21 protein-coding genes are annotated in these 24,408 nt (G+C 63.3%); 10 read left to right on the forward strand and 11 right to left on the reverse strand.

The genetic code is table 11. The features are described from left to right. Positions 1 to 213: 213 nt before the first annotated feature. The gene (locus NUH88_RS18620; RefSeq protein WP_257768031.1) at positions 214 to 1,917 is read left to right on the forward strand and encodes a sensor histidine kinase; all 1,704 of its coding nucleotides are present in this window, start codon (positions 214 to 216) and stop codon (positions 1,915 to 1,917) included. Beyond that, on the forward strand, positions 1,914 to 3,134 hold the full coding sequence (locus NUH88_RS18625; RefSeq protein WP_257768032.1) for a sigma-54-dependent transcriptional regulator: 1,221 nt from the start codon (positions 1,914 to 1,916) through the stop codon (positions 3,132 to 3,134). Before NUH88_RS18620 ends, NUH88_RS18625 begins: the two co-directional genes overlap by 4 nt. Before the next feature lie 79 nt (positions 3,135 to 3,213). On the opposite strand, the gene NUH88_RS18630 is transcribed toward NUH88_RS18625, so the two are convergent. Further along, positions 3,214 to 5,796: a DUF4347 domain-containing protein gene (locus NUH88_RS18630; RefSeq protein WP_257768034.1), complete on the reverse strand. Its 2,583-nt coding sequence runs from the start codon at positions 5,794 to 5,796 to the stop codon at positions 3,214 to 3,216. 279 nt (positions 5,797 to 6,075) lie between these two features. Continuing rightward, entirely contained in the window at positions 6,076 to 6,285 is a 210-nt protein-coding gene (locus tag NUH88_RS18635; RefSeq protein ID WP_257768036.1) for a DUF2842 domain-containing protein, read from the reverse strand. Between the two features lie 220 nt (positions 6,286 to 6,505). Between NUH88_RS18635 and NUH88_RS18640 the strand changes: the two genes are divergently transcribed. After that, positions 6,506 to 7,855 carry an MFS transporter gene (locus NUH88_RS18640; protein ID WP_257768038.1) on the forward strand — a complete coding sequence of 450 codons (1,350 nt, stop codon included), beginning with the start codon at positions 6,506 to 6,508 and terminating at the stop codon, positions 7,853 to 7,855. On the opposite strand, the gene NUH88_RS18645 is transcribed toward NUH88_RS18640, so the two are convergent. The 7 genes from NUH88_RS18645 to NUH88_RS18675 all read right to left on the reverse strand — a co-directional run bounded on the left by NUH88_RS18645 (position 7,834) and on the right by NUH88_RS18675 (position 15,749). Then, positions 7,834 to 8,784: a dimethyl sulfoxide reductase anchor subunit family protein gene (locus NUH88_RS18645; protein WP_257768040.1), complete on the reverse strand. Its 951-nt coding sequence runs from the start codon at positions 8,782 to 8,784 to the stop codon at positions 7,834 to 7,836. The genes NUH88_RS18640 and NUH88_RS18645 overlap by 22 nt on opposite strands. Positions 8,785 to 8,794: 10 nt before the next feature. After that, a complete protein-coding gene (locus NUH88_RS18650; RefSeq protein ID WP_257768042.1) occupies positions 8,795 to 9,589 on the reverse strand; it encodes a 4Fe-4S dicluster domain-containing protein in 795 nt (264 codons plus the stop codon). Further along, positions 9,586 to 12,465, reverse strand: a complete 2,880-nt coding sequence (locus NUH88_RS18655) for a molybdopterin oxidoreductase family protein (protein WP_257768044.1) — start codon at positions 12,463 to 12,465, stop codon at positions 9,586 to 9,588. Before NUH88_RS18655 ends, NUH88_RS18650 begins: the two co-directional genes overlap by 4 nt. A gap of 148 nt (positions 12,466 to 12,613) precedes the next feature. Then, entirely contained in the window at positions 12,614 to 13,099 is a 486-nt protein-coding gene (locus NUH88_RS18660) for a universal stress protein (protein ID WP_257768046.1), read from the reverse strand. Between the two features lie 31 nt (positions 13,100 to 13,130). Then, complete coding sequence (locus NUH88_RS18665; RefSeq protein ID WP_257768048.1) at positions 13,131 to 13,895, reverse strand: TIGR02186 family protein; 765 nt, start codon at positions 13,893 to 13,895, stop codon at positions 13,131 to 13,133. A 4-nt stretch (positions 13,896 to 13,899) separates the two neighbouring features. Further along, positions 13,900 to 14,820, reverse strand: coding sequence for a sulfite exporter TauE/SafE family protein (locus tag NUH88_RS18670; protein WP_257768050.1), 921 nt, complete (start codon positions 14,818 to 14,820; stop codon positions 13,900 to 13,902). 152 nt (positions 14,821 to 14,972) lie between these two features. Further along, positions 14,973 to 15,749 carry an ABC transporter ATP-binding protein gene (locus tag NUH88_RS18675; protein WP_257768052.1) on the reverse strand — a complete coding sequence of 259 codons (777 nt, stop codon included), beginning with the start codon at positions 15,747 to 15,749 and terminating at the stop codon, positions 14,973 to 14,975. A 181-nt stretch (positions 15,750 to 15,930) separates the two neighbouring features. Between NUH88_RS18675 and NUH88_RS18680 the strand changes: the two genes are divergently transcribed. Beyond that, positions 15,931 to 16,287, forward strand: a complete 357-nt coding sequence (locus tag NUH88_RS18680; RefSeq protein ID WP_257768054.1) for a PilZ domain-containing protein — start codon at positions 15,931 to 15,933, stop codon at positions 16,285 to 16,287. A gap of 39 nt (positions 16,288 to 16,326) precedes the next feature. Beyond that, positions 16,327 to 17,280, forward strand: coding sequence for a glycosyltransferase family 9 protein (locus NUH88_RS18685; RefSeq protein WP_257768055.1), 954 nt, complete (start codon positions 16,327 to 16,329; stop codon positions 17,278 to 17,280). Here the strand turns inward: NUH88_RS18685 and NUH88_RS18690 are convergent. Beyond that, positions 17,260 to 18,279 carry a glycosyltransferase family 9 protein gene (locus NUH88_RS18690; protein WP_257768057.1) on the reverse strand — a complete coding sequence of 340 codons (1,020 nt, stop codon included), beginning with the start codon at positions 18,277 to 18,279 and terminating at the stop codon, positions 17,260 to 17,262. The genes NUH88_RS18685 and NUH88_RS18690 overlap by 21 nt on opposite strands. A 97-nt stretch (positions 18,280 to 18,376) precedes the next feature. On the opposite strand from NUH88_RS18690, the gene NUH88_RS18695 reads away from it, so the two are divergent. Next, positions 18,377 to 19,414, forward strand: a complete 1,038-nt coding sequence (locus NUH88_RS18695; protein WP_257768058.1) for a glycosyltransferase — start codon at positions 18,377 to 18,379, stop codon at positions 19,412 to 19,414. Between the two features lie 22 nt (positions 19,415 to 19,436). Here NUH88_RS18695 and NUH88_RS18700 read toward each other — a convergent pair whose 3' ends face one another. Further along, on the reverse strand, positions 19,437 to 20,303 hold the full coding sequence (locus NUH88_RS18700; RefSeq protein WP_257768059.1) for a MurR/RpiR family transcriptional regulator: 867 nt from the start codon (positions 20,301 to 20,303) through the stop codon (positions 19,437 to 19,439). A 152-nt stretch (positions 20,304 to 20,455) separates the two neighbouring features. Here NUH88_RS18700 and NUH88_RS18705 point away from each other — a divergent pair, with 152 nt between their 5' ends. The 4 genes from NUH88_RS18705 (at position 20,456) to NUH88_RS18720 (ending at position 24,311) form a co-directional block, all read left to right on the forward strand. Beyond that, positions 20,456 to 21,268, forward strand: a complete 813-nt coding sequence (locus tag NUH88_RS18705; protein WP_257768061.1) for an N-formylglutamate amidohydrolase — start codon at positions 20,456 to 20,458, stop codon at positions 21,266 to 21,268. A 10-nt stretch (positions 21,269 to 21,278) separates the two neighbouring features. After that, positions 21,279 to 21,785 (forward strand): TRAP transporter small permease subunit, encoded by a 507-nt coding sequence (locus NUH88_RS18710; RefSeq protein WP_257768063.1) that lies wholly within the window; start codon positions 21,279 to 21,281, stop codon positions 21,783 to 21,785. Beyond that, positions 21,785 to 23,110 carry a TRAP transporter large permease gene (locus NUH88_RS18715; RefSeq protein ID WP_257768065.1) on the forward strand — a complete coding sequence of 442 codons (1,326 nt, stop codon included), beginning with the start codon at positions 21,785 to 21,787 and terminating at the stop codon, positions 23,108 to 23,110. Before NUH88_RS18710 ends, NUH88_RS18715 begins: the two co-directional genes overlap by 1 nt. A 145-nt stretch (positions 23,111 to 23,255) precedes the next feature. Continuing rightward, entirely contained in the window at positions 23,256 to 24,311 is a 1,056-nt protein-coding gene (locus NUH88_RS18720) for a TRAP transporter substrate-binding protein (RefSeq protein ID WP_257768066.1), read from the forward strand. Positions 24,312 to 24,408: the final 97 nt, after the last annotated feature.

Consider the following 24,408-nt stretch of genomic DNA (forward strand, 5'->3'; position numbering starts at 1 on the left):
ATGCGGTTGAATCCGCGATGTCCCTAGCAGAGGAATTCGCCGGAAACTCGGCAATCGCGAACTCGATAAATAATTTTATCTTTTAATATCAGTTTATTAGTTTCCGCGTTAAGTCTCTGTAACAGTCTTTGTCCGGATTTTCGGACAAATTTGCTTGTGGTTTCCGGGCGAGCGCCTCTAGTTACAGGCTTCCGATTCCGATCTTCAGGTGAAATGTCCCGCGTTAAGGCAAAGGTGGCGTCCATCGCCGCGGTTTATGCACTGGCTGCGCTCATCTCCGGATGGTGGGTGTATCGCTTCGCCTATGTCGATCACCTGGCGCAATTGGAGGAGACAGGGCGGATCCGCGTTCAGCAGGCGAGCGACCGTCTGATGGGACAGCTCTCCGGATATGTCTATCTGGTGAATTTGCTCGCCGATCATCCGGCTGTCGTTGCCGGGGTCGTTCGCGATGTCAGGGCTAGCGAACTTGACGACCTGCTGGAGCAATCGGTCTTGACCTACGGTGCCGACGATATCGTCGTCGCCGATGCGAAGGGAGGCATTGTCGCTGCCTCGGCTCCGGACCGGGAGCTTTTGCCCGTGGCGGACACGTTGCTGCGCGCCGCATTGAACGGACGCCTCGGGGTTGCGACCGCGCTCGACGGCTCCCGCCGTCTGTTTCGCCTGAGTCGGGGTGTGATTGACCGGAACGCGCCGGCGGTTGGGGCGGTTCTCGTTACGCTGGATGCTGCGGCGCTCGAGTTCGAATGGGGAGTCGATCCGGAGGCGATCTGCTTTTTCGATCGGACCCGAACGGTTCTCGCGGCCACGCGCCAATCGCTTCTCATGCGTCAGGATGGCGGCCCGGAGCTCGCCAACCCGGCTGTTCGGCCTTTCCCGCGTCACTCTATCCGCCGTGAGGGAGAGCACGAGATCTGGTCATTTCCGGATGCCGCGGAATTGCCGACCGAGGCTCTGGTCGTCTCGCGGACCTTACCGCAGATCGAGATGGTGGCGCGCGGTTTCCTCGATACGGCGCCCGCTCGAACGGCGGCCATGCTGCGCGGATTGCTGGCCACGGCCATGTTCGGCGTGATTGGTCTCGCGGGGCTCATCGCCGCGCTCTGGCGCCGCCGGATGGCGGATCGCCTCGCCATCGAGTCTGCGGCCAATGCACGGCTGGAGGAACGGGTGGAGCAGCGCACGGCCGAACTCCGCGTCGCGCAGGATCAACTTGTCCAGGCGTCAAAGTTGTCGGCGCTGGGGGAAATGTCCGCGGGGATCAGCCACGAGTTGAACCAGCCGCTCGCGACGATCCGGAACTTCGCGGAGAACGGCCTGAAATTCCTTGAGCGCGGACGAACCGACGAGGTGAGAGACAATCTCGGGCGAATTTCCGGGCAGGTACAACGCATCGATCAGATCATCCGCAATCTCCGCAGTTTCGCGCGGAAGGAGGACGAGAATGTCGAGCCGGTGGATCTCGTCCGGACTGTCGAGCATGCGCTGTCCCTGTCGCGGCCAAATCTTGAGAAAGAGGGGATTCGGCTTTCGTGGGACGCTCCCTCCTATCCCGTCCTTGCCCTTGGCGGCGAGATCAGGCTGCAGCAGGTGATCGTCAATATCCTCTCTAACGCACAGGACGCGCTCGCAGGGGCGCCGGACAAGCGTATTCGGGTCACGCTCGACGAAAGTCGCGGGGACGCCGTGCTCAGCATCGCCGACAGCGGCCCGGGCATCCCGGAGCCGGCAAGGGTCTTCGAGCCGTTTTACACCACCAAGGAACTCGGAGCCTCAAAGGGCCTGGGGCTTGGGCTTTCGATCTCCTACGGCATCATCGGCAGCTTTGGCGGGGAACTGAGCTGCACCAACCAGGCAGGCGGCGGTGCGGTGTTCACAATCCGTCTTCCGCTGGCAGATGGAAGCAGCGCATGAGCGGACAGGTTCTGTTGATCGAGGACGACGACGCTCTCCGGGCCTCGCTGGCGCAGACCTTGGAGCTGGCGGATATCGCGGTGATCCCGACCATGGGATATGTGCAGGCGAAACGCAGTATCCGGGCTAATTTTCCGGGAATCATCCTTTCCGACATCCGGATGCCGCATCAGGACGGATTCGACGTTCTGTCCTCTGCAAGAAGCGCTGACCCGGATCTGCCCGTCATTCTGCTGACAGGACATAGCGACGTGCCCACGGCCATGCGGGCGATGAAGGAGGGCGCCTACGAGTACCTTGAAAAGCCTGTCGGAACCGAACGGCTGGTGGATGTGGTGTCCCGTGCGATCGCACACCGGGATCTGGTCCTGAAGTCTCGGCGCATCGAGCGCGCGCTGGAGCGTAGCGACGCGGCGGCGCGAAGCTTTCCGGGGTCGGGGCCGGTCTCGAGCGCGCTTCGAACCGCGCTCCGGCGGGTCGCCGCGAGCGACTGCCATGTGCATCTTTATGGCCCGAAGGGAACAGGGCGGAAAGAGGCGGGATTCGCGATCAATGCGCTCTCGACGGATGCCCGGAGTTTTCACGCGCTCAATCTGATTACAGCCGAAACGGACGCGATCGGCCGCACCGCGAAACTGAGGGACGGAGCGTGGGACTTTTCCCTGAAGAATGTTGAGTTGGCGACGCAGCGGCAGGTCGACGATCTGCACGGGCTGCTGGAAGCCAATTCGGAGATTCGCCTGATCTCGTCGGCGACCGTTCCCCTCGCGGAACTCGAGCACCTCGGGCTCGGGGAAGATGGCAGCACGATCGTCGAGATCAGGTTCCCGACGTTGGACGAACGTCGTGAGGACCTGCCGGAGATTTTCGAGAATCTGGTCCGCCTTTCGGTGCGGAGCCTGGATACCGACATGCCGGAAATTTCCACCGCCACGCTTTCGGATCTCATGACGAGATCCTGGCCGGGAAACCTGCCGGCCCTGAGGGATTTCGCAATGACCTATGCCCTGGGAACGCGGGCACAGAGCGATGCAGGTGCGCAGCCGACTCTCGTCGAGCAGATCGACGCGTTCGAAAAGATGGTGCTCTCCGAGACCTTGAAGAGAACCGGCGGCAAGGCGGCCGAAGCGGCGCGAGCTCTCGGCGTGCCGCGGAACACATTTTACGACCGGTTGGCGCGTTTCGGGATCTCGCCGAAAGACTTTCGGCCCGGCTGAGTTGACCCGGAAACGCAATCACCCCGGCGGCTGGCCGGGGTGAAAGCTGAATGAGACCGATATGGAGATCGCGTCTTGATCAGGCGAGATCCCACCCTGCGGTGGCCGCCAGGCCGAGACTGGATTTGGAGACTCCGATCAGCGTGATGGTCCCGCCGTCCGACGTGGTGATCACCGTGTTGCCGCCGCTGTCGGCCGCGCTGTAGGTGAGGCCGCTCTCAAATGCCAGTGTGTCCTCGCCGGCGGTGAAGTCACTGACTTGGTCGTTACCTCCCTCGAATTCGAAATAGAAGGTATCGGCACCGCTGCCGCCGACAAGCGTGTCGTCGCCCTTGTTGCCGGCGATGAAATCGTTCCCCTCGCTGCCCGAAACGATATCGTTGCCTTGACCGCCATAGAGCTGGTCGTCGCCGAGATTGCCTGCGAGGGTGTCGTCACCCTGGTTCCCGTAGACGATGTCGTTGTCCTGGCCGCCGAAGACCGCGTCCTCGTTCTCGCCGCCGAACAATGTATCGCCGCCGCGATTGCCGTAGAGCACGTCGTCGTCGTTGTTTCCGAGCACGGTATCGCCGTCCTGGCCGCCATAGAGCGTATCCATGCCGCCGCCGCCGAAGACGCTGTCCGCGCCCTGGTTGCCGTAAAGGATGTCCTCGCCGTAGCCGGAGCCGATCGTGTCGGCACCGCCGCCGCCGGCCAGCGTATCGTCCTCGGCCCCGAGCGAGATGAACTGGCTGCCGCTGTCACCGACCACGTAGTTCTGGCCCGCTCCGCCATTGATGGTGGCATTACCGACGATGGCGGCGAACTCGATATTGTCCAGTTGCAGGGTAGAGCCTGTGGGCAGGCCTGAGACGTCAATCACAAAAGCTTCGCCGCCACTGGAGGTTTGCCCGGTGAGCTGAACGGTTTGTGCGGTGGTCTCGGTGCTTGAGAAGGTGATCGATCGGATATCCATCGACATGCCGGAATTGCCGGCGAGGAACGTCTGACCGTGACCGTCGAGGAAGCTCTGGTTGGAAGTGTCGGGCTCGGTCGCCTGGATCTCCCCGGTGAGGGTGGTCCCGGCGGAGCTTGACGTGAGCGCGCTGGAGGTACCGGAATTTGTGAGCGAGATACCGGTCGGAAGTGTCACGGTGACGACATTGCCATTGCCGGTACCTTCCACGAGGGAGCCCGTCGCCGTGCTGCCGCTATTGTTCACGAGCGTACGGCCGGTCGCCGTACCGGCGGTGTCCGCCGCGGTCTGGTTGGTGACGGTAAGGCCGCTGCCACTGGATCCGCCGCTGGACCCACTGCTGCTGGCCGCGCTGAAAGTGAGGCTGGTACTTCCGCCGCTGAAAGCGGCATTGATCGTCAGCGAGGCGGAACTGCTGACATTCAGCGTGCCGGAGCCGAGATCGATGGTGCTGCCGAGCGATGTTCCGTTGAGGCTGCTGAGGTCGGTACCGGTGATGGCGATGACGTCGCCGATCTCGATGTCGCTGATCGTGTCGCCATTGTGGTTAGCGACGGAACCTGAGAAAGTGTCGTTTCCGGAACCGCCGATCAGCGTGTCAGCGTTCGCGCCGCCACGAAGGAAGTCGTTGCCGTCTTCGCCGTAAAGCACGTCGCTGTCGCTGAAGCCGGAGAGCGTGTCGTTGCCCGCGCCGCCATAGAGCGTGTCGTTGTTGGCACCGCCGGAAATGGTGTCGGTATCGGCGCCGCCATAGATGACATCATTGCCTTTACCGCCCCACAGCCAGTCGTTTCCGGCTTCACCGAAGACAAGGTCGTTGCCTGAGGAGCCGATAACCGTGTCATTTCCATTGCCGCCATAGAGCGTGTCGTTGCCGTCGGCGCCGGACAATGCGTCATTGCCGTCTCCGCCGAAGATCAGATCGTTGCCGGTTGCACCGTAGTTGAAGTCGTTACCGGCGCCGCCATAGACCGTATCGTCACCGCCGTTCGCGTAGAGCGTGTCGTTACCGTCGTCGCCGTAGAGCAGGTCGTTGCCGTCGAGCGCGCTGATGGTGTCGTTGCCGCCGAGGCCGCTGACCGTGTCGTCGCCCGTCGTCAGACCGTCCGCACCGTCGAGCAGATCGGCGCCCGCCGTACCGTTGACGTTGGCAAGATGGTGCGGATAGGCCTCGATGGAGGCGAGCGCGAAGGGAAGGAGGGTCCGCGCAAGACCGTCGAGATCCCAGCTGTTCCCGCCCATCGGCGAGCGGCCGAGATAGCCGCGGCTGGCATGGACCGGAACGTCGATCGACGCTTCAAGGCGCGAGACGAGATCCAAGCCCGCTTCCCCGGCGCCGGTGTGGCAGCCGTGGAGGGCGAGGAAGGAAAGCGGCACGGACCGCAATGATGAGGCGACATGATCGGCGGTTTCGCCGTTGACCCGAAGATCGTCGATCGTGATTTCGCCCGGTGCGCCGTGACCGACGAGATGGAGGGAGGCCAAGCGGCCGGTCTGCAACCGGATCGTGGTCAGGGCGGAGCGGATGCGCTCCAGCGTCGCGTCAGGACCGTCGCGCAGCACGTGGACATTTGCCGGCAGCCCACGAAGCAGAATTCCGGAATCTGCCACGTCGGATGCCATCGCGAGAAGCGCGGGGGCCGCTTCTCCGGCCTGCGCGCGTGTGGAATAGAGGCGTTCGGCGAACTGGGATGCGTTGTGACCCATTTCAATTTCCTCGTCGGTTGTTCGTGCGCGCGCAAAACGGGCGCGACGACCTCAATCGATCGGAACCGGCGAACCGGTTCGATACGGATGCGTTCAGAAAGACCCCTTACCTTCTGGCTGCGAGGTCAGATTGATTGGCAAATTATAGGGAAATCGTGAACGAATCGTTATCTCTAACTGATTGAAAAGAAGCGACTTTTTGTTAATTTATATTAGCTTTTAATCGTCATTTGGTTGAGTTTTCAAAATCAAGAGAAAATTCGTAATTAAATTACGGACTTACCGTGCCGGAGGCTCTTTATCTTTCTTAGTCCAGCCGATGAGCCAGATGGCCGGGAAGATCCAGATGAAGCCTGTGATTGGGTAAAACAATATCTCTGCAAGCCAGTGTTGCGGCAGGAGAAGATTGGCAAACGTTACTGTCCCCGCGATATATGCGAGCAGGCCGAGAATCATGATTACGCCGCCGAGCGCGGTGCGCCATCGCATGGCATTCTCCTAGGCTAGTGACAGGTTGCGGATAGGAGGGAGTGGGCTCCCTTGTCAATGATTACGGGCTGGTTTTGGTTTCACTGGCTTCAATTTCCTGCGCGCACCGGCAGATCGTTCTGAAAGCGGCGTCCGTGTCGCCGCGAAGCGAGACTTTGCCAACCATAGCGGATTAAGGCGTGCCGTTCTTGCGCTCACAACTGCACGGGCTATTCGCCTCATGACCATGCTCGGCCATCCGATCGTCGCCTTGATGATCTCCGTCGCGCTTCTCTGGACCGCGAATGGGCTGTTTCACAGTTTGCTCGGTTTGCGGATGAGCCAGGAGGGGTTCGATACCACCGTTGCCGGTCTGGTGGCATCGGCCTACTTCGTCGGCCAGTTGCTCGGCGCGGCGATCTGCGGCCGGATCATCGAGAGCGTGGGCCATGTCCGCTCCTTTGCGGCCTTCGCATCCGTTATTTCCGCCTGCGCGGTCGCGCACGCGATCTTCGTCGACCCGTTCTTCTGGGGAGGTTTGAGGTTTGCGACGGGGATTTGTATTGCCGGCGCCCTGATGGTCGCGGAGAGCTGGCTGAACGGTGCGGTGACGAATTCCAACCGTGGCGGAATGCTCTCGATCTACATCGTGGTGATGTATTTCGGGATGGCCGCCGGGCAGCAGATCCTGAACGTCTCTCCGCCGACGAGCTTCATTCTCTACAGCATCGCCTCGATCCTGTTTTCGCTGGCGCTCGTGCCGCTGTCCCTGGCCTCCAGGGCGACGGCCGGCGAGTTGACCCCGTCGCGGCTCAGCATACGGGAGCTCTTCCGGATTTCCCCGCTCGGGCTGATCTGCGCCTTCGCCAGCGGCGCGCTCGGTGCCGCGATCATGGGGTTGGGGCCGATCTTCGGAAACCAGGCCGGCATGTCGATTTCCGATATCGCGACGATGATGTCGGTGATGATGTTCGGCGGGCTGTTGCTGCAATATCCCGTCGGAAAGCTTTCCGACTATTTCGACCGGCGGACGGTCATCACGGTGGCGCTCTTCGCGGTCGCGGCTGTCTCTTTCGCCATCGCGGTCTCTTTCGAGGGCGGATGGTGGATGTTCCTCGGTCTGATGGTGGTCTATGGCGGCCTCAATTTCGCGCTTTATCCGCTCGCAATCAGCCATGTGAACGACCATGTCGAGGCCAGCGATCTGGTGCCGGCCTCGGCGGGCATTCTGATCGCCGCGAGCCTCGGATCCTCCATCGGCCCGATCGTCGGCGCGTTCTTCATGGAGCAGGCGGGGCCGGGAGGCTTGTTCCATTTCAGCGCCTTCATCGGCGGCGCGGTCGGCGTCTTCGCTCTTTACCGAATGGTCCGCCGCGCGGCGCCGACGATGGAGGAGCAGGGTCCTTACGTCGCCTATGCCCGGACCTCGGCACTGGCTGCGGAGCTCGATCCGCGTGGCGAGTTCATCGAGGAGGTCGAGCCCAACGTCATGGACGAAAACCTGCCGAAGGACTTCTCCTACGAAGAGGTCATCGAGTCCGCGGTCGAGGGCGAGGCCGAGGAGTGGGTTCAGGCGAACTCTTCGCCGTAATAGAGCGTCGAGACATGTTTCGCCTCGGCGAAGAAGAGCCAGCGCTCGGTGACGACGCCGATGCTGCCCGAGATGGCGGCAAGTAGTGCAAGGCCGCCGGCGATATGGCCGCTTCCGGGCATGGCAAGCAGGGCGGCGAGAATGACGACCGGCATCAGAAAGCCGAAGAGTGCGGCCAGGCGGCGCAGCTTGGCGGCATGTTTGCGGCCGATCCGGTAGCCCATCTCCCGCATGACGTAGGTTTCCGATGTTGTCGGTCCTTCCAGCAGCCGGACGCGCCCCTGCGCGCCAAGACCGGTGGCGGTGCCAGACGTTGCCGTCGGCGCTGCACCGTCGCAGGAGGACCAGTACCGCCACTTGATAGCCGCCGTGGCCAGCAGCAAAGCGGTCACCGGAAACGCCAGGTCGCGTAATTCCGAACCCGAGAATGCGAGCAGCGGCAGGAACCAGAGACCGCCGGTTGCCAGCGCCATCGCGATGTAGCCGGGTACGGTATAGCGGCTGTGCCAGTTCGGAATGGTCTTCAGGCTGCGATAGATCATCGCCGTGCAATAGACGGTGACCAGCGCCAGCGCGGCGGCAATCAGACCGGCGATCGACCAGAGGCCGTCATTCTCGCCCAGCAGAAGCCATCCCCCCGCGAAAGCCAGCGCAGGAATATAGGTCAACACAGCCAGGACACCCTCGCGCGACAGCCACGAGCTGCGCCATTGGCTGAGCGCCCGCCACGCGCGTTCCGGATGGCCGAGATGGAAGGTCGAGCTTAATAGCCCGGCGGTGACGAGGCCGAGGGAAAGCGGCAGACCGACCCAGCCGATCACGGGATCGGCGTCTCCGATGAGCGCGGCATGGAGGGCGAGCCAGACCAGAAGCCCGTAGCCGGCTCCGGAGGCGGTGGTGAAGAAGATGACGGAAAGTGCCGGATGCATGGCGCGGACCTCAGCGGGACAGCATTTGATCGAGCCAGCCGAGCACGCCTTTGGCGTTCTCGGTGGCCTCGGCCGCGGGAACCTTGACCGCCAGGTCTGCAAGGCGTTCGGGCGCGCCGATATCGGCGGCTTCGGTGCGGCGGGGACGGGGCGGCAGATAGCGGTTGACCGGCTTGTAGCCCATTTCGGGCATCAGCTCGTAGCCGCCGCGTTCCGCCACGAGTTTCGAAACGTCCGAGCCCGGATCGCCGAGATCGCCGTAATGGCGCGCACCGGCCGGGCAGGTGGAGACGCAGGCGGGGACCCGGTCCCGCTCTTCCAGGTTCTCGTTGTAGATCTTGTCGACGCAGAGCGTGCATTTCTTCATCACGCCCTCGGTCTTGTCATACTCGCGCGCGCCGTAGGGGCAGGCCCAGGAGCAGAGCTTGCAGCCGATGCAGAGATCGGCATTGACCAGCACGATGCCGTCCTCCGCGCGCTTGTAGGAGGCGCCGGTCGGGCAGACGGTGACGCAGTCCGGCGTCTCGCAATGCAGGCAGGAGCGCGGGAAGTGGACGGTCCGCGCGTCCTCGCCTTCACCCGCCTCGAAAGTGTGGATGCGATTGAACCAGACACCCCAGGCGCCCTCGTCGCCGTCTTCCTCTTCATCCGCGCTGTAGGCGTTCCAGTCGGTCAGCGGCGCGGAATGGCCGCCGGTGTTCCATTCCTTGCAGTTCACCGCGCAGGCATGGCAGCCGACGCAGATATCGAGATCGATGACGAGGCCGAGCTTCTTGGACGTCGCCGTGGCCGGAAGGGATGTCATTGGCCGCGCCTCCCGCGATATTGCAGCGGTCCGTTCGGGCGCGCGACGCTGGACGGGTTGCCGAGTTCGGGGAATTGCGGCTCCGAAACCGCGCCGGGCCTGTCCGGCTCCGCCTTTTCGAGGCGAATGCGCAGATCGTACCAGGCCGCCTGTCCGGTCACCGGATCGGCATTGGCGTAGCGGTAGCCGTCGCCGCGCGCTGGCAGCAGTTCGGAGATCACATGGTTCAGCAGGAAACCCTTGGTCGCTTCCGGGGCATCCTTGCCGAGGTTCCAGGCGCCGCGCCGCTTCCCGATGGCGTTCCAGGTCCAGACCGTGTCCGGGTTGACGCCCTCCATCAACTTCACCGGCACCTTGATCTTGCCGTGATGGGAGGTGACGCGCACCCAGTCGCCGTCGCCGATGCCGAGCTGCTCGGCGCGTTCCCGGCTGATGAAGAGCGGATTCTTTCCGTGCAACTGGCGCAGCCAGGCGTTCTGCGAGCCCCAGGAATGGTACATCGCGGCGGGGCGCTGGGTGATCGCGTGCATTGGGAAGCTGGAGGTGTCGACCTCGCTCTCCTCGAAGGGCTGATACCAGACAGGAAGAGGATCGAAATAACGCTTCAGGCGGTCCCGGTCCTTCTCCGGCGGCTGCAGGTCGCCATGACCCTCCCCGGCGAGGCGGAAACGCTGCAACGGCTCGACATAGAGCTGCATGACGATCTGGTTCGGCGCACCGATGAAGCCGAGCTTCGTCGCGGTCTCCAGATAGGTCTTGTTGGAATGCTTGTAGTAGCGTTCCTCCGGTGCGAATTCGTGGCGCCAGAAGCATTCGTTTTCGATGTAGCGCTTGAGCTGGTCAGGGTTCGGCGCGCCCTTGCCGCCTTCGGTCCCGTCCGCGCCGCGCCAGCCGGCAAGCGGGCCAACGCCGGGCGCGCGCTCATGGTTGGCGATGTAGTCCGGATAGCCGCCGGGATACTTCGCCGAGCCGTCCTCTTTCGTCAGGCCCGGCAGGCCGAGACGGACGCCGAGCTCGATCAGCACTTCCTGGAACGGGCGCACGTCCCGGTCCGGCTGCACGACGGGCTGACGGATTGAGTCCGCCGCGCCGTCCGCGTCGCAGATCGGCCGGTCGAGCAGGGAAATGCAGTCCCAGCGCTCGAGATAGGTCGTGTCCGGCAAGACGAGGTCGGCATAAGCCACCATCTCGGAGGCGTAGGCGTCGGAATAGATGATCCGGGGGATCCTGTACTCGCCGGTCGCCGGGTCCTTGTCGGTCAGCTTCTCCATCGTGCCCTTGGAATTCATCGTCGAATTCCAGGACATGTTCGCCATGTACATGAAGAGGGTGTCGATCGGGTAGGGATCCTGCGCCCAGGCATTGTGGATCACCATGTGCATCATGCCATGCACGGCCATCGGCGCTTCCCAGGAGAAGGCCTTGTCGATCCGTGCCGGGCTGCCGTCCTCGTGCACCAGCAGGTCTTCCGGCCCCATCGGGAAGCCGAGCGGCGGACCCGCCATCGGGGTGTTTGGCTTGACCGCGTCCGGCCGGCCGACGGGCTTCAGCGGCGGCGGGCAGGGGCGCGGGAAGGGCGGCTTGTAGCGGAAGCCGCCCGGGCAATCGATGCTTCCCAGAAGCATCTGCAGCACATGCAGCGCGCGGCAGGTATGAAAGCCGTTGGAATGGGCGGAGATGCCGCGCATCGCGTGCATCGCCACGGGCCGGCCGATCATCTTCTCGTGCCGCCGTCCGGCCCAGTCGGTCCAGGGAACGTCGAGCGTGATTTCCTGCTCGAAAGCGGCGTGCGCGAGTTCCGCTGCAAGACGTCTGATGGTCTCCGCCTTGAGGCCGCATTCCTTCGCCACCGCATCCGGCGCGTAGGCCGGGTCGATATAGCGCTCCGCCAGCAGCTTGAAGGACGGGACCGCTTTACGACCGTCCGGCAGCGTGTGTTCGCCCGCGAGGTCGGGCGCGATTTCCGCTTCGAGCGCGGAAATGATAGAGCCGCTCTTCTTGTCGAAGGCGAGCGGCTTGCCATCCGCATCCCGCGCGAACAGCCCATGCTCCGGGCTGCCCGGATCCTGGATCACCAGCCAGGGCGCGTTGGTGTAGCGCACGAGATAATCGAGATCGACCTTGCCGGCGCGCAGCAGCTCGTGGATCAGTGAGAGGATGAAAAGTCCGTCGGTGCCCGGGCGGATGCCGACCCATTCGTCGGCGATGGCGGAGTAGCCGGTTTTCACCGGGTTCACCGAGACGAACTTGGCGCCGCGGGTCTTCAGGTGGCCGAGGCCGATCTTGATCGGGTTGGAATCGTGATCCTCGGCGACGCCGAACATCATGAAATACTTGGTGTGCTCCCAGTCCGGCTCGCCGAATTCCCAGAACGAGCCGCCGATGGAATAGAGCCCTGCGGCCGCCATGTTGACGGAACAGAAGCCGCCGTGTGCCGCGTGGTTCGGCGTGCCGAACTGGCTCGCCCACCAGCCGGTCAGAGATTGCGACTGGTCGCGCCCGGTGAAGAAGGCGAGCTTGCGGGGATCGCTCTTGCGGATGTCGCCGAGCCAGCCGGCGGCAGTCGAAAGAGCTTCTTCCCACTCGATCTCGCGGAACTCGCCGCTGCCGCGCTCTCCGACCCGCATCAGCGGCTTGGTCAGCCGGGCGGGCGAATAGTGCTGCATGATCCCGGCGGAACCCTTGGCGCAGAGCACGCCTTTGTTCACCGGATGGTTCTTGTTGCCTTCGATATAGCGGACAGTGCCGTCGCGCAGATGGACTTTGATGCCGCAACGGCAGGCGCACATGTAGCAGGTCGTGAATTTGGTCTCGTCGGAAACCTTGGGCGATGTCTCGACAGTCTCAACAACCGTTTCGAACGGGTTGATGCTCATACTCTCTCCGGAGCGGGAAGGCGCGAACGGCCAATCGGATTCTTATCGTTGTCCGGAAGCTTAGCAGGACCGGTCCGGCGAAGTCAGGATCGAAACAAAGTTTTTTCTTCGATCCGGAATATGTGGACGATTTGTCTGTTGCGGCCTGTCAGGTCACCGCGTCGATTTGCTCGTCCGAGAGATTTCCGGGGACGATCGTGATCGGAACACGCATCCGCGCCGCGCCCTTGCCCGCCATGTAGGAAACGAGCGGTCCGGGGCTCTCGCCCTGGGTGTTCGCGCCGAGCACGAGGACCGAAATGCTCGGTTCCTCGTCGATGAGGGTCAGAAGTTCGTCCCGCGGCACGCCCTCGCGCACATAGATGATCGGGATCTGGCCGGAGATCTCGACGACCTTTTCCGACAGTTCGCCGAGCAGCGCTTCCGCGTCCTCGCGGGCTTCCTCGCGCATGATTTCGCCGACGCCCATCCAGTGCTGGAATTCCTGCGGTTCGATGGCGCGGAACAGAGCCACGTGACCGCCGCTGTGGCGGGCGCGCCGGCAGGCGAAGCGGAGGGCGACCTGCATCTCCTCGCTGTCGTCGACAACGACGAGGAAGACCCGGGGCCTCGATCCGTCCGTCAATTGGCTCATGCGTGTCCTGTCCGATCTGCCTCGACTAGGGTCAAACCTTACGGAAAACCGCGGCGGCAAGCCAGCCCGCGACGACGGCGATAATGATCGCCGCGATACCGTAGGTCGCGGAACGATTGTGCGCAAAGGCGTAGACCTCCGCACCGACGCCGACTTTCTCCACCACCAGGGGGGTCGTCTGTGCGTGCACCACGCGCCCGTCCCGGATCAAATACACAACCGCAGTATAGACGCCGGTCGCCAAGGTTGCCGGGAAATGCACCTGCGTTCGGAACAGCTTCGAGGCGATCACGGTGACATCGCCAGGGCTCTCGGCATAGAGGCCCTGGGCCCTCTTCCGGCGGATCAGGGCCTCGCGGAACTCGGCTTCTTCGTCGCGGGAGAGCTCGCGCCGGTCGCTCTGGGCCCGGAGGCGAAGGTGATCGGCACCAATCTCCTGCCGTGCCAGCACCTCCGGCGCGGCGATCTCCTCCAGAGGCCTGTTTGCGGCAACGGCATAGAAATTCGGAACGCCGCCGAAGGTCACACTGCGGGTATTCATCCAGATGCCGGCAACCCGGTTCTTACGCCGGACCGTGACCTGTTCCTTCGGGCCGGTAACGGTGACGACGATGTCGCCTGTGTCGTCGACCGAGCCGAACAGCAGAAGATCCGCGCCGGTGAAGCCGGTGGTGATGTCCACGCGGTGACTCGATAGATCCGCGATCAGATCCTGGGCGCGCGCCGTGCCCGAGCAGAGCAGCAGGAGAGCGGAGAGGGCGAATGCGGCCAGTCGAGCTTGTTCTGCGCGATACATCCGGTCAGCCCCCGCTCGCAACCACGATGGAGTAGAGATCGTCCGGTGTTACCACCAGATCGAAGGCGAGCTTGAGGCAGACGCCGACGACGAGCAGAGCAAGCAGTCCGCGCAACTGCTCGCCCTTCAGCTTGACGGCGAACTGGCTGCCGAACTGGGCGCCGACCACTGCGCCGACCAGCAGCAGGATCGCGAGTACGACATCGACCGTCTGGGTCGAGACCGCTTGCAGGAAGGTAACGTTCGCGGTGACGAAAATGATCTGCAGCAGCGAGGTGCCGACGACCATCGAGGTCCGCATCCCGAGCATGTAGATCATCGCCGGTACCATGATGAAGCCGCCGCCGACGCCCATGATCGCGGAGAGAATGCCGACCAGACAGCCGATGCCGAGCGGCAGCAGGGCGCTGATATAGAGCTTGGACTTGCGGAAGCGCATCTTCAGCGGCAGGCCGTGCATCCAGTTGTGCTCGTGCAACTTCCGCCGGCGGCCACCGGTCTTGCGGACCTGCAGGATCGTGCGCACGCTTTCCAGCAGCATTAGGCCGCCGATGATGCCGAGAAAGATCACGTAACAGAGTTTGATGACGAGATCGATCTGCCCGAGGGACTCGAGAAACTTGAAGAGGAGCACACCGAGGCTGGAGCCGACGATGCCGCCGGCGAGCAGGACGAATCCCATCGCGAAATCGAGATTGCCGCGCCGCCAGTGCGCGATCACGCCGGAGATCGAGCTGGCGACGATCTGGTTCGCGCCGGTGCTGACCGCAACGGGCGCGGGCACGCCGAGAAAAATCAGCAGCGGGGTCATCAGGAAACCGCCGCCGACGCCGAACAGTCCGGAGAGAAAACCGACAGCGCCGCCCATCCCCAGGATGAGGAAGACATTTACCGACATCTCTGCGATGGGCAGGTAGATGTACATAGGGCCCGCGGGGACTGTCAGGAATGAACCAGAAACCGGTCAGATCGCAGGTGCGCTCGACCGAACGATTCCATCCTTGATAACAGAAAAAGATATGGCAGGGCCACGACTTGTTTGGAGGCGTTCCAACAAATTAGCGCCTTCCGCGATCATTACAGTGCCGGACGAGCCTGGTCGGCGAGCGCTCCGAGGATCTCGGCCTTGTGGGAGACGAAGTCGGGGGCCGTGCGGATCCGCTCTGCGCGCGCGGCCGGAAGGCGAACACGGATATCCTTGAGCAAGCGGCCGGGGCGTCCACTCATCACCAATACCCGATCTGCCAGAAAAACCGCTTCCTCTATATCGTGCGTGACCAGGAGCGCCGTGATCCCGCGGTCCGCAAGCAATCCGGCGAGCCAGGATTGCATCTGCCCCCTTGTCTGCTGGTCTAGCGCACCGAACGGCTCGTCGAGCAACAGCAGCTCCGGTCCGCCGGCAAGGGTCCGGGCGAGGGCCGCGCGCTGCTGCATGCCGCCCGAGAGGGCATTCGGATAGAAACTCTCGAACCCATCGAGGCCGACGGCCGAAAGCAGGTCGTCGGTCAGCTCGCGGGCATCGGAGCCGGGGAGACCACGGAACCGGCTGCCGAACGACACATTCTTGCGGACGGTGAGCCACGGGAAGAGAGCAGGTTGCTGGAAGACCATTCCGCGGCGCGGGCTGGGTCCCTCGACCCTGTCTCCTTCAAACCGGACTGTTCCGGCTTCCGGTTCAATCAGTCCGGCGGCCAGCCTCAGCAGTGTCGATTTTCCACATCCCGACGGTCCGACGACGGCGACGAACTCGCGTGCGTCGACACCGAAGCCGATCGGACCGACCGCATGCACCCGGCTGGGCATTTTGGCCGCAGCGAAACTGTGCCGTATGTTGTCGAATTCGAGTTTCGCCAAAGCTTGCTCACATGCGGAAATCGTCGAAATGACGAAGTCTGAGTTTCGAAAACCAAACATTAACCCACGTATGAAACTATTGCTCTAATGAGCGAAATCGCACAGACCGCATTTCAAAAATGCGGTTTTGTCCGTACCATTGGTTCAACATTCGGCGTCCCTGCCGGAGGAGCAAGAAGCGATGTTTAGCTCGATACTCCGCGCTGTCGGTCTGTCCCCAAAGGAAGACCGCCGTGAATTTGAACGATATGCCGTCACGACGCCGCTTGAAGTCACGGTGGACGGGGTTGCCCATAAATGCATCGTCGAGAACGTGTCCGTCGGCGGCCTCCGGCTGGAACCTCCTGTGGATGCGGCGCCCGGGTCGGAATTGACGATCCTGCACCCGGCCTCCGGGCTTCACCTGAAAGGCAAGCTCATCGGGAACGACGAGAACGGTGCTCGGGTCAGCTTCGATTCGGCGGAGGCCGGCGCGGTCATTTCCGTCTGGGTCCGGATGATGCACGAGCAGGAAAGCACCCCCGCGCACGCCGTCTGACAGGCTTGCGATCCCGGCTGGGCCGGGTATAAGCGCGGCATGCGCATCCTCTTCATATCCCACACGAGACTGGGCGACGCGGTTCTTTCGACCGGATTGCTCGGCGCGCTCATGGACCGGTACCCGGAGGCGCGCTTCACGATTGCCTGCGGCCCGGTGGCGGCGCCGGTCTTTGAGTCCTTTCCCGCACTCGAGCGTCTGGTGGTGATGCGGAAAGGTCCCTGTCTCCGGCATTGGCGAACCTTGCTGGGCGCCTGTTTCACGACATTCTGGGATCTGATCGTCGATCTGAGGGGATCGGCCTCGGGGTGGGTGCTGCCGACCCGGCGCCGGCGTATTTTCTCCGGCGGGTCGGCTGGCGGGCACAGGGTCGAGCAGCTTGCCGGCCTGTTCGAATTCGATCCGGTTCCTGCGCCCCGCGCCTGGTTTTCCGAGGCTGACAAGGCCCGTGCGGACCTGCTCTCGGGCGACGATCCGCGCCCGATCCTTGCCGTCGGGCCGACGGCGAACTGGAGGGCCAAGACCTGGCCGCTCGAACGGTTCGAGGCAACGGTGCGGGAACTGTCCGGCGCGGGCGGCGTGCTGGACGGTGCGCGTCTCGCTGTTCTCGCGGCGCCGCAAGAGCGGGAGGCCGCGCTACCCCTGCTTGCAGCCGTTCCGGAGGGTGACCGCATCGATCTGGCGGGAACGGAACCGCTCGGCGTGCTGACGGCGATGCTCGCACGGTCCGCTCTCTATATCGGCAATGACAGCGGCCTGATGCATCTGGCCGCCGCCACCGGGGCTCCGACACTCGGACTATTCGGACCGAGCCGGGACGAACAGTATCGGCCATGGGGCCGGCGGACCGCCTTCGTCCGGACAGACCGGGACTACGACACGCTTCGCCGGGATCCGGGATTCTGCAAGGATCCGGACGATAGCCTGATGTGGGATCTGCCTGTCGACCGCGTGGTCGGCGCGGCGGCGGGCTTACTCGCCGGAAAGGCCTGACCGGACGGCGGAGACGACGGTCTCCACAGGGATGTCGGCCATTCTGTCGGTTCCGTAGCGCACCTCTCCCGGTGGCAGGATCGGATCGATTCTGGGATCTTCCGCAAGCGGCATGGAGCCACCGAAGAGACCGACCGACTCTGTGCCGGTGGCGGCAGCGATATTGAGCAGACCGGTATCGTTCCCGACGGCAACGTCCGACGCGGCCGCAAAGGCCGCCGCCTCCATGAGCGGCCGGTCGACGACGGTCCGGATCCAGCCGGGCGAGGAGAAACGCGAGCGGATGCGGGCCGCCATGTCGGCTTCCGCTTTGCCGCCGAGCAGGATCAGAGTGCCGCCGGTTTCCCGATGCAGCCGCTCCGCGAGGGCGCCGAAATTCTCGACGCCCCATTGCTTGAAACTCTCGCTCGCTCCGAGGATGAGCGAAACCCATGGCCGCGGCAGGGCGCTGATCTCGGCATGTGCCGCTTCGGCAAACCTGGCCGGGATCTCAAGCCCCGGCGCGCTTTCTATCTTTGGGACGGAGTGATTGATCAGCAGCCGGTTGGCTTTCTCGATCGCGCTCAGCCCTTTGGCCTCGCGCGGTAAGGCGTGCTGGGTGGTGAGAAACGCGTCCTGCCAGCCAATCCCGTATCCGATCCGCTCCGCGATCCCCCCGCGCCACGCTGCGAGGCCGTAACGTGGCGAGCTGTGAAGGATCCAGACCGTGTCGAACTCATAAGGGCGTAGCGCATTGCCGAGATGCCACCCGCCGAGCGCGCCCCGATGACGTTTCTCGTCGAGCCAAAGCACCTCGCGGACAAAGTCGGATTCCTCGAACAACGCGTCCGCTTGCGAGCGCCGTTTCGTCAGCAGGATGATGCTTTTTTCTTTCGTCTGGGCCGCGATGCTTTTCAGATGAGGCAGGTGCCAGATGACGTCGCCGATGCCGGGAAGCGGCTGGATGACGAGGGTTCCGCCAATCGGGTGGGCGTCGGTTCCGGCAGTTTTCGCTTCCACTTTTTCGGCTCCCGCCCGATGTCCCGCGCTGTGCTTGCGGACAGTCCCGGGCTACACCACAATGCGCCGCGTTGTCACAAGCTTTTCCGATCTTTAGATGATCCGTCTTTACCAGACCATGGCAGGGGCGCGCCACGGCGGCGCCGAAGTGTTTTTCGAGCGTCTGGTCTCCGCGATGGCAAAGCCAGTCTGGAGTGGCGCAGTCAGACAACGTGTCGCGATCCGCCGGGACGCGCGGCGCGCAGGGGTTCTCCGGGCGGCGGGCGTCGATTTCGCCCAGCTCGGCTTCGGCGGGGCACTGGACATCCTGACGCCGTGGCGGCTCGGAAGGGATATCAGGGCGTTTCGCCCGGACGTCGTGCTGGCCTGGATGAACCGTGCCGCCACGAAGACGCCGCCGGGCGATTATCTCCGGGTCGGGCGGATCGGCGGCTATTACGACGCAAAGTATTATCGAGGTTTCGATCACCTGATCTGCAATGCGCCGGGCTTGGTCGATCACATGACCGGTCAGGGCTGGCCTGCGGAGCGGATCCACTATCTGCCGAATTTCGTACATGCCGAGGCGGGTGTCCCGCTCGTCCGCGCCGATTACGCGACGCCGGAGGGAGTGCCTTTGCTACTGGCGCTTGGCCGGCTGCACCGTAACAAGGCCTATGACGTGTTGCTCCGGGCTTTGGCGAAGGTGCCCGCCGCGCATCTCTGGATCGCGGGTGCCGGGCCGGAAGAGGCGGCGCTCAAGGGACTGGCCGACGAGCTCGGCGTTGCCACGCGGGTCCGCTTCCTCGGTTGGCGGGACGACACGGCGAACCTGCTCGCAACCGGCGACATCTTGGTCTGCCCGAGCCGCATCGAGGGACTCGGAAATGTGGTGATCGAGGGGTGGGCGCACGGCCTGCCGGTGGTCGCGGCGAAGAGCGAGGGGCCGTTGCACCTCGTTCGCCACAAGGAGACCGGCCTTCTGGCGGAGATCGAGGATGCCGACGGATTTGCCGCCCATCTGAACGCCGTCATCTCCGATGCCGGTCTCGCGAAGGCGCTCGTCGCTGCCGGGCGGGCTGAATACGAGACCCGCTTCAGTGAAGAGATCGTGGTGCGGCACTACCTCGAACTGCTCGGAAGCCTGCGGAAGTAATACCCTGGGTCGCGCCGCCTGCTCAGGTGAACTTGCGGAAGAGTTTCGTCTGGTCGAAGAGCTGCTCCAGCACCTTCATGCGATCGCGTGTCTCCTCCCAGCGTTCCGTCTGCACCGCCGCGATCAGCGCTTCGATGATGAAGAGAATGACGGCGGAACTGTCCCAGGCTGAAGGGACCTCGATCCGGGCGCGGAAGCTATGGCTCGCATGCTTGGCGGCGGGCGAGCCCCATTGGTCGGTGAAGAGCACCAGCTCCGCGCCGCGCTCCTGCGCCATTTCGGCGAGGCGCTGGGTGTCGTGCTCGTAGCGGCGGATATCGAAGGCGACCAATACGTCGCCTTGCTTCATGTTCAGCACATAGTGCGGCCATGTGTTCGAGTTCGGTGTCAGCAAAGTCACGCCGTCGCGGATCACCTGCATGTGGGTGAAGAAGTAGTCCGCCATGGAGCGGCTGATCCGGCCGCCGGCCACATAGATATTGCGTTCTGGATCGGTCAAAAGGCCGACCACGGCATTGAAATCCTCAAGATCGAGCTGCTGCAGCGTCTGCCTGAGATTGTCCGTCACCGCGTCGGCAAAGCGGTTCAGGATATGGGTGTCGGGCGCGTTCGCGGCCCAGCTGTCATGCTTGGTGATCGGATTGGAGAGGGTGGCTTCCAGCTCCGCGCGCAGGGCGGCCTGCATTTCGGGGAAGCCGCCATATCCGAGCTTGCGGGCCATGCGGGCCGCGGTCGGCGTCGAGACCTCCGCAGTCTCCGCGAGCGCTGTGATCGTGCCGAGTCCGGAGACCGGATAGTTCTCAAGAATCACGTTTGTGAGCTGGCGTTCGGCGCGGGTCAGTTCCTCGAACCGCTGCCGTATCCGCTCCGCCACCGTTCCTGTCGGCATTTCCGCCAATATTTCCTCCCCGGCGCCGGTGCGACGCCCCGTTCTGAAAATAATGCGACAATCTCAGATTTATAGAAGAGGAATTTTCAGAAATGCCCTTGACTGCCTGATCAAAGTTGAAAAGATGAGGACAATCACAGGGGAGAAGGTGAGTGGCATCATCGGCGCAGCCGATCGCGGAAGGGGCCGCGTGGGGCAATCCGGTCAGCGTAACGAACGAGAGCGGCAAGGGGGCCGCGGTCGTCGTCTGCGAGCACGCCTCCAATCAGATTCCGCCGCATCTGGACGGACTCGGTCTCGACGAGGCGGCGCGCCAGAGCCATGTCGCCTGGGATCCGGGCGCGCTTCCGGTAGCTTCGATCATGGCCGCGACGTTGGACGCTCCGCTGGTCTCCTCCACGGTTTCCCGTCTGGTGTATGACTGCAATCGCCCGCCGGAAGCGGAAAGCGCGATGCCGTCGGTGAGCGAGATCTACCAGATTCCGGGAAATGCCGGTTTGAGCGCAGCGGACCGCGCCGAGCGCGTCGACATGGTCTATACGCCGTTCCGGGAGACCCTGAAGGGCGTGATCGGCCGGCGGCTGGCATCGGGCAAGCCGACCGCGATCGTCACGGTCCACTCATTCACCCCGACCTATAAAGGTGTCGAGCGTCCGTTCGATATCGGGATCCTGCATGATACCGACAGCCGCCTCGCCGATGCGATGCTGGCGCAGGCAGACGCGTTCGAGGGCCTGAACGTCCGGCGCAACGAGCCTTACGGCCCGGTCGACGGGGTGACCCATACGCTTAAGCTGCATGCTCTGCCGCACGGGTTGCTCAATGTCATGATCGAAATTCGCAACGACATCATCCGCGAGGCGGCGCAGCAGCGTGCGATGGCGGATATCTTGTCTGGCGCGGTCGCGCGTGCACTGGAGCTTTGCGCGGCTGCGGGCGACAGCAGCAATCCGGACAAGGTTTAGGGAGCCGAAGATGCCGAAAGCGATACGGCTCTATGTCGCCTATGTGGAGAAGATGAACCGGTTTATCGGCCGGTTCGCGATGTATCTGATCTTCGCCATGCTGGGCGTTCTGCTCTATTCATCTTTTTCCAAGGCGGTGTTCCTGCCGTCGCTATGGACGCTCGAGACGGCCCAGTTTCTGATGGTCGCCTATTACCTCCTCGGCGGCGGCTACTCCATGCAGCTCGGCGATCATGTCCGCATGGATCTGCTTTACACGACCTGGAAGCCGCGCACCCGCTCGCTGGTCGACTCGATCACGGTGCTGTTCCTGATCTTCTATCTCTGCCTGCTGCTCTATGGCGGCTATTCCTCGACCGCCTATGCGATCGAATACGGTGAGAAGAGCTACTCCGCCTGGGCGCCCTACATGTGGCCGGTCAAGGTCGTCATGACCTTCGGCGTCCTGCTGATGCTGCTACAGGCGCTCGCGACGCTGTTCAAGGATATCGCCGCCGTGCGCGGGGAGGAGATCTGATGAGTTACGAACTTATCGCCCTCCTCATGTTCTCCTCGATGATGCTGCTGCTCCTGACGGGGCAGCGGGTTTTCGGGGCGATCGGTTTCGTCGCTTCCGCGGCCGCCCTGCTCATGTGGGGCGACGGCGGCTCGGAAATGGCCTTCAGCGCGGCCATGAAGCTGATGAAATGGTACCCGCTGCTGACCCTGCCGCTCTTCGTCTATATGGGCTACATGCTGTCGGAATCGAAGATCGCCGACGACCTCTATCGCATGTTCCATGTCTGGATGGGGCCATTGAACGGCGGGCTCGCGATCGGCACCATCCTGCTGATGGTTGCGGTCTCCGCCATGAACGGTCTCTCGGTCGCCGGCATGGCGATCGGCGCCAGCATCGCGCTGCCGGAGCTGCTCAGGCGCGGTTACGACAAGATCATGGTGACCGGCGTGATTCAGGCCGGCAGTTCGCTCGGCATCCTGGTCCCACCAAGCGTCGTGCTCGTGCTCTACGGCATGATTGCGCGCCAGCCGGTCAGTCAGCTCTGGCTCGCGGGCGCGGTGCCGGGTTTGATGATGGCGGGCATGTTCATCGCCTATATCGTCATCCGCTGCTGGATGCAGCCCTCCCTCGGCCCGTCGCTCAGCAAGGAAGAACGCGCCGAGATCACGTGGGAAGAGAAGATCAGCCTGCTGAAGGCGGGTATCCTGCCGCTTTTCATTTTCTTCTCGATGACCGGGCTCTTCCTGATGGGCGTGACCTCGCTTGTCGAGAGTTCCGCCGTCGGTGCGGCCGCAGCGACCGTCGCGGCTCTGGTGAAGCGCCGGCTGACCTCCGCTGTGATGGAAGAGGTGCTGCGCAAGACACTCGGCATCTCCTGCATGTTCATGTGGATCATCCTCGCCGCGCTCTGTTTCGGTGCCGTGTTCGACGGTCTCGGCGCGGTGCGGGCGATCGAGGATTTCTTCGTCGGCCGGCTCGGTCTCGGTCCGTGGGAGATCCTGATCCTGATGCAGCTCTCCTTCATCCTGATGGGCATGTTCCTGGACGATACGGCCATGCTGGTCATCGTCGCGCCGCTCTATGTGCCGCTGGTGAAGATGCTGGGCTTCGATCTGGTCTGGTACGGCGTGCTCTACACGATCACCTGCCAGATCGCCTATATGACGCCGCCTTTCGGCTACAATCTCTTCCTGATGCGCGCCATGGCGCCGCCGGAGGTCACGCTGTCGGACATTTACCGGTCCATCGGCCCCTTCGTGCTGGTCATGACACTGGCGCTCATTCTGGTCATGATCTTCCCCGAAATCGCGATGTGGCTGCCCAACACGTTCTACGGAAGGTAGGGCCGGACGCGATGGGACCGGACAAGCAAGAAACGGGGAAGGGGAGGCGCGACGCGCCGACACAGAGCGGGTGGAACGGCCTGGGAACCGTTCCATTGAGGGTTAACCGGGCCGGAGGGCCCTTCACCTAAGGGAGACAGGTGACATGACGAACAGACGTGATTTTCTGAAGACGGCCGCCGCGGCGACAACCGCGGGCGTTGCCGGAGCCGCGACGCTTGCCGCGCCGGCGGTCAAGGCGCAGAGCAAGATCAAGTGGCGCCTGCAGACTTATGCCGGCCCGGCGCTCGCCGAGCACGTGATCAAGCCGTCCATCGACGCCTTCAACAAGGTCGCCAACGGCGAGATGGAGATCGAGCTCTACTTCGCCGACCAGCTGGTCCCTACCGGCGAACTGTTCCGTGCCATGCAGCGCGGCACCATCGACGCGGTGCAGAGCGACGACGATTCCATCGCCGCGCCGGTCGATATCTCGGTCTTCGGCGGGTACTTCCCGTTCGCCACCCGCTACAGCCTCGACGTGCCGGTGCTGTTCAACCAGTACGGCCTGAAGGAAATCTGGGAAGAGGCCTATGGCGAGGTCGAGGGTGTGACCTGGCTCAGCGCCGGCGCCTGGGATCCGTGCCACTTCGCGACCGTCGATCCGATCAACAAGCTCGACGACCTAAAGGGCAAGCGGGTCTTCACCTTCCCGACCGCAGGCAAGTTCCTGTCCCGCTTCGGGGTCGTTCCTGTGACCCTGCCATGGGAAGATATCGAGGTCGCGGTGCAGACCGGCGAGCTCGACGGCATTGCCTGGTCGGGCATCACCGAGGATTACACGGTGGGCTGGGCCGACGTGACCAACTACTTCCTGACCAACAACATCTCCGGCGCTTGGTGCGGTTCCTATTTCGCCAATTCCGAACGCTGGGAAGAACTGCCGGAGCACCTGAAAGAGCTCTTCAAGCTCTGCATGGACAGCTCGCACTATTACCGCCAGCACTGGTACTGGGGCGGCGAGGCGAAACTGCGCGTCGACGGCACCAAGATGCAGCTGACCACCATCGCCGACGAGGAGTGGGCGAAGGTCGAGGCCGAGGCCGAGAAGTTCTGGGACGAAATCGCCGCCCAGACGCCGCGGACCAAGAAGGTCATCGACATTTTCAAGAAGTATGCGGCGGATATGAAGAAGGCGGGCAAGCCGTACCGCTATAGCTAAGACCTGATCCCCCTCTTTCTGAGAGGGGCATCGGTCCGGCCGTTCCGCCAGCGATGGATGGAACGGCCGGACACCGTTCCGGGCTTCGTGCCCTACC

The sequence above is a fragment of the Nisaea acidiphila genome (genome assembly GCF_024662015.1).
In the GTDB taxonomy this organism is placed as follows: Bacteria; Pseudomonadota; Alphaproteobacteria; order Thalassobaculales; family Thalassobaculaceae; genus Nisaea; species Nisaea acidiphila.

Coding starts and splice junctions, on each gene's coding strand:
- NUH88_RS18620 (WP_257768031.1), top strand. CDS start 214: ATGTCCCGCGTTAAGGCAAAGGTGGCGTCCATCGCCGCGGTTTATGCA.
- NUH88_RS18625 (WP_257768032.1), top strand. CDS start 1,914: ATGAGCGGACAGGTTCTGTTGATCGAGGACGACGACGCTCTCCGGGCC.
- NUH88_RS18630 (WP_257768034.1), bottom strand. CDS start 5,796: ATGGGTCACAACGCATCCCAGTTCGCCGAACGCCTCTATTCCACACGC.
- NUH88_RS18635 (WP_257768036.1), bottom strand. CDS start 6,285: ATGCGATGGCGCACCGCGCTCGGCGGCGTAATCATGATTCTCGGCCTG.
- NUH88_RS18640 (WP_257768038.1), top strand. CDS start 6,506: ATGACCATGCTCGGCCATCCGATCGTCGCCTTGATGATCTCCGTCGCG.
- NUH88_RS18645 (WP_257768040.1), bottom strand. CDS start 8,784: ATGCATCCGGCACTTTCCGTCATCTTCTTCACCACCGCCTCCGGAGCC.
- NUH88_RS18650 (WP_257768042.1), bottom strand. CDS start 9,589: ATGACATCCCTTCCGGCCACGGCGACGTCCAAGAAGCTCGGCCTCGTC.
- NUH88_RS18655 (WP_257768044.1), bottom strand. CDS start 12,465: ATGAGCATCAACCCGTTCGAAACGGTTGTTGAGACTGTCGAGACATCG.
- NUH88_RS18660 (WP_257768046.1), bottom strand. CDS start 13,099: ATGAGCCAATTGACGGACGGATCGAGGCCCCGGGTCTTCCTCGTCGTT.
- NUH88_RS18665 (WP_257768048.1), bottom strand. CDS start 13,895: ATGTATCGCGCAGAACAAGCTCGACTGGCCGCATTCGCCCTCTCCGCT.
- NUH88_RS18670 (WP_257768050.1), bottom strand. CDS start 14,820: ATGTACATCTACCTGCCCATCGCAGAGATGTCGGTAAATGTCTTCCTC.
- NUH88_RS18680 (WP_257768054.1), top strand. CDS start 15,931: ATGTTTAGCTCGATACTCCGCGCTGTCGGTCTGTCCCCAAAGGAAGAC.
- NUH88_RS18685 (WP_257768055.1), top strand. CDS start 16,327: ATGCGCATCCTCTTCATATCCCACACGAGACTGGGCGACGCGGTTCTT.
- NUH88_RS18695 (WP_257768058.1), top strand. CDS start 18,377: ATGATCCGTCTTTACCAGACCATGGCAGGGGCGCGCCACGGCGGCGCC.
- NUH88_RS18700 (WP_257768059.1), bottom strand. CDS start 20,303: ATGCCGACAGGAACGGTGGCGGAGCGGATACGGCAGCGGTTCGAGGAA.
- NUH88_RS18710 (WP_257768063.1), top strand. CDS start 21,279: ATGCCGAAAGCGATACGGCTCTATGTCGCCTATGTGGAGAAGATGAAC.
- NUH88_RS18715 (WP_257768065.1), top strand. CDS start 21,785: ATGAGTTACGAACTTATCGCCCTCCTCATGTTCTCCTCGATGATGCTG.
- NUH88_RS18720 (WP_257768066.1), top strand. CDS start 23,256: ATGACGAACAGACGTGATTTTCTGAAGACGGCCGCCGCGGCGACAACC.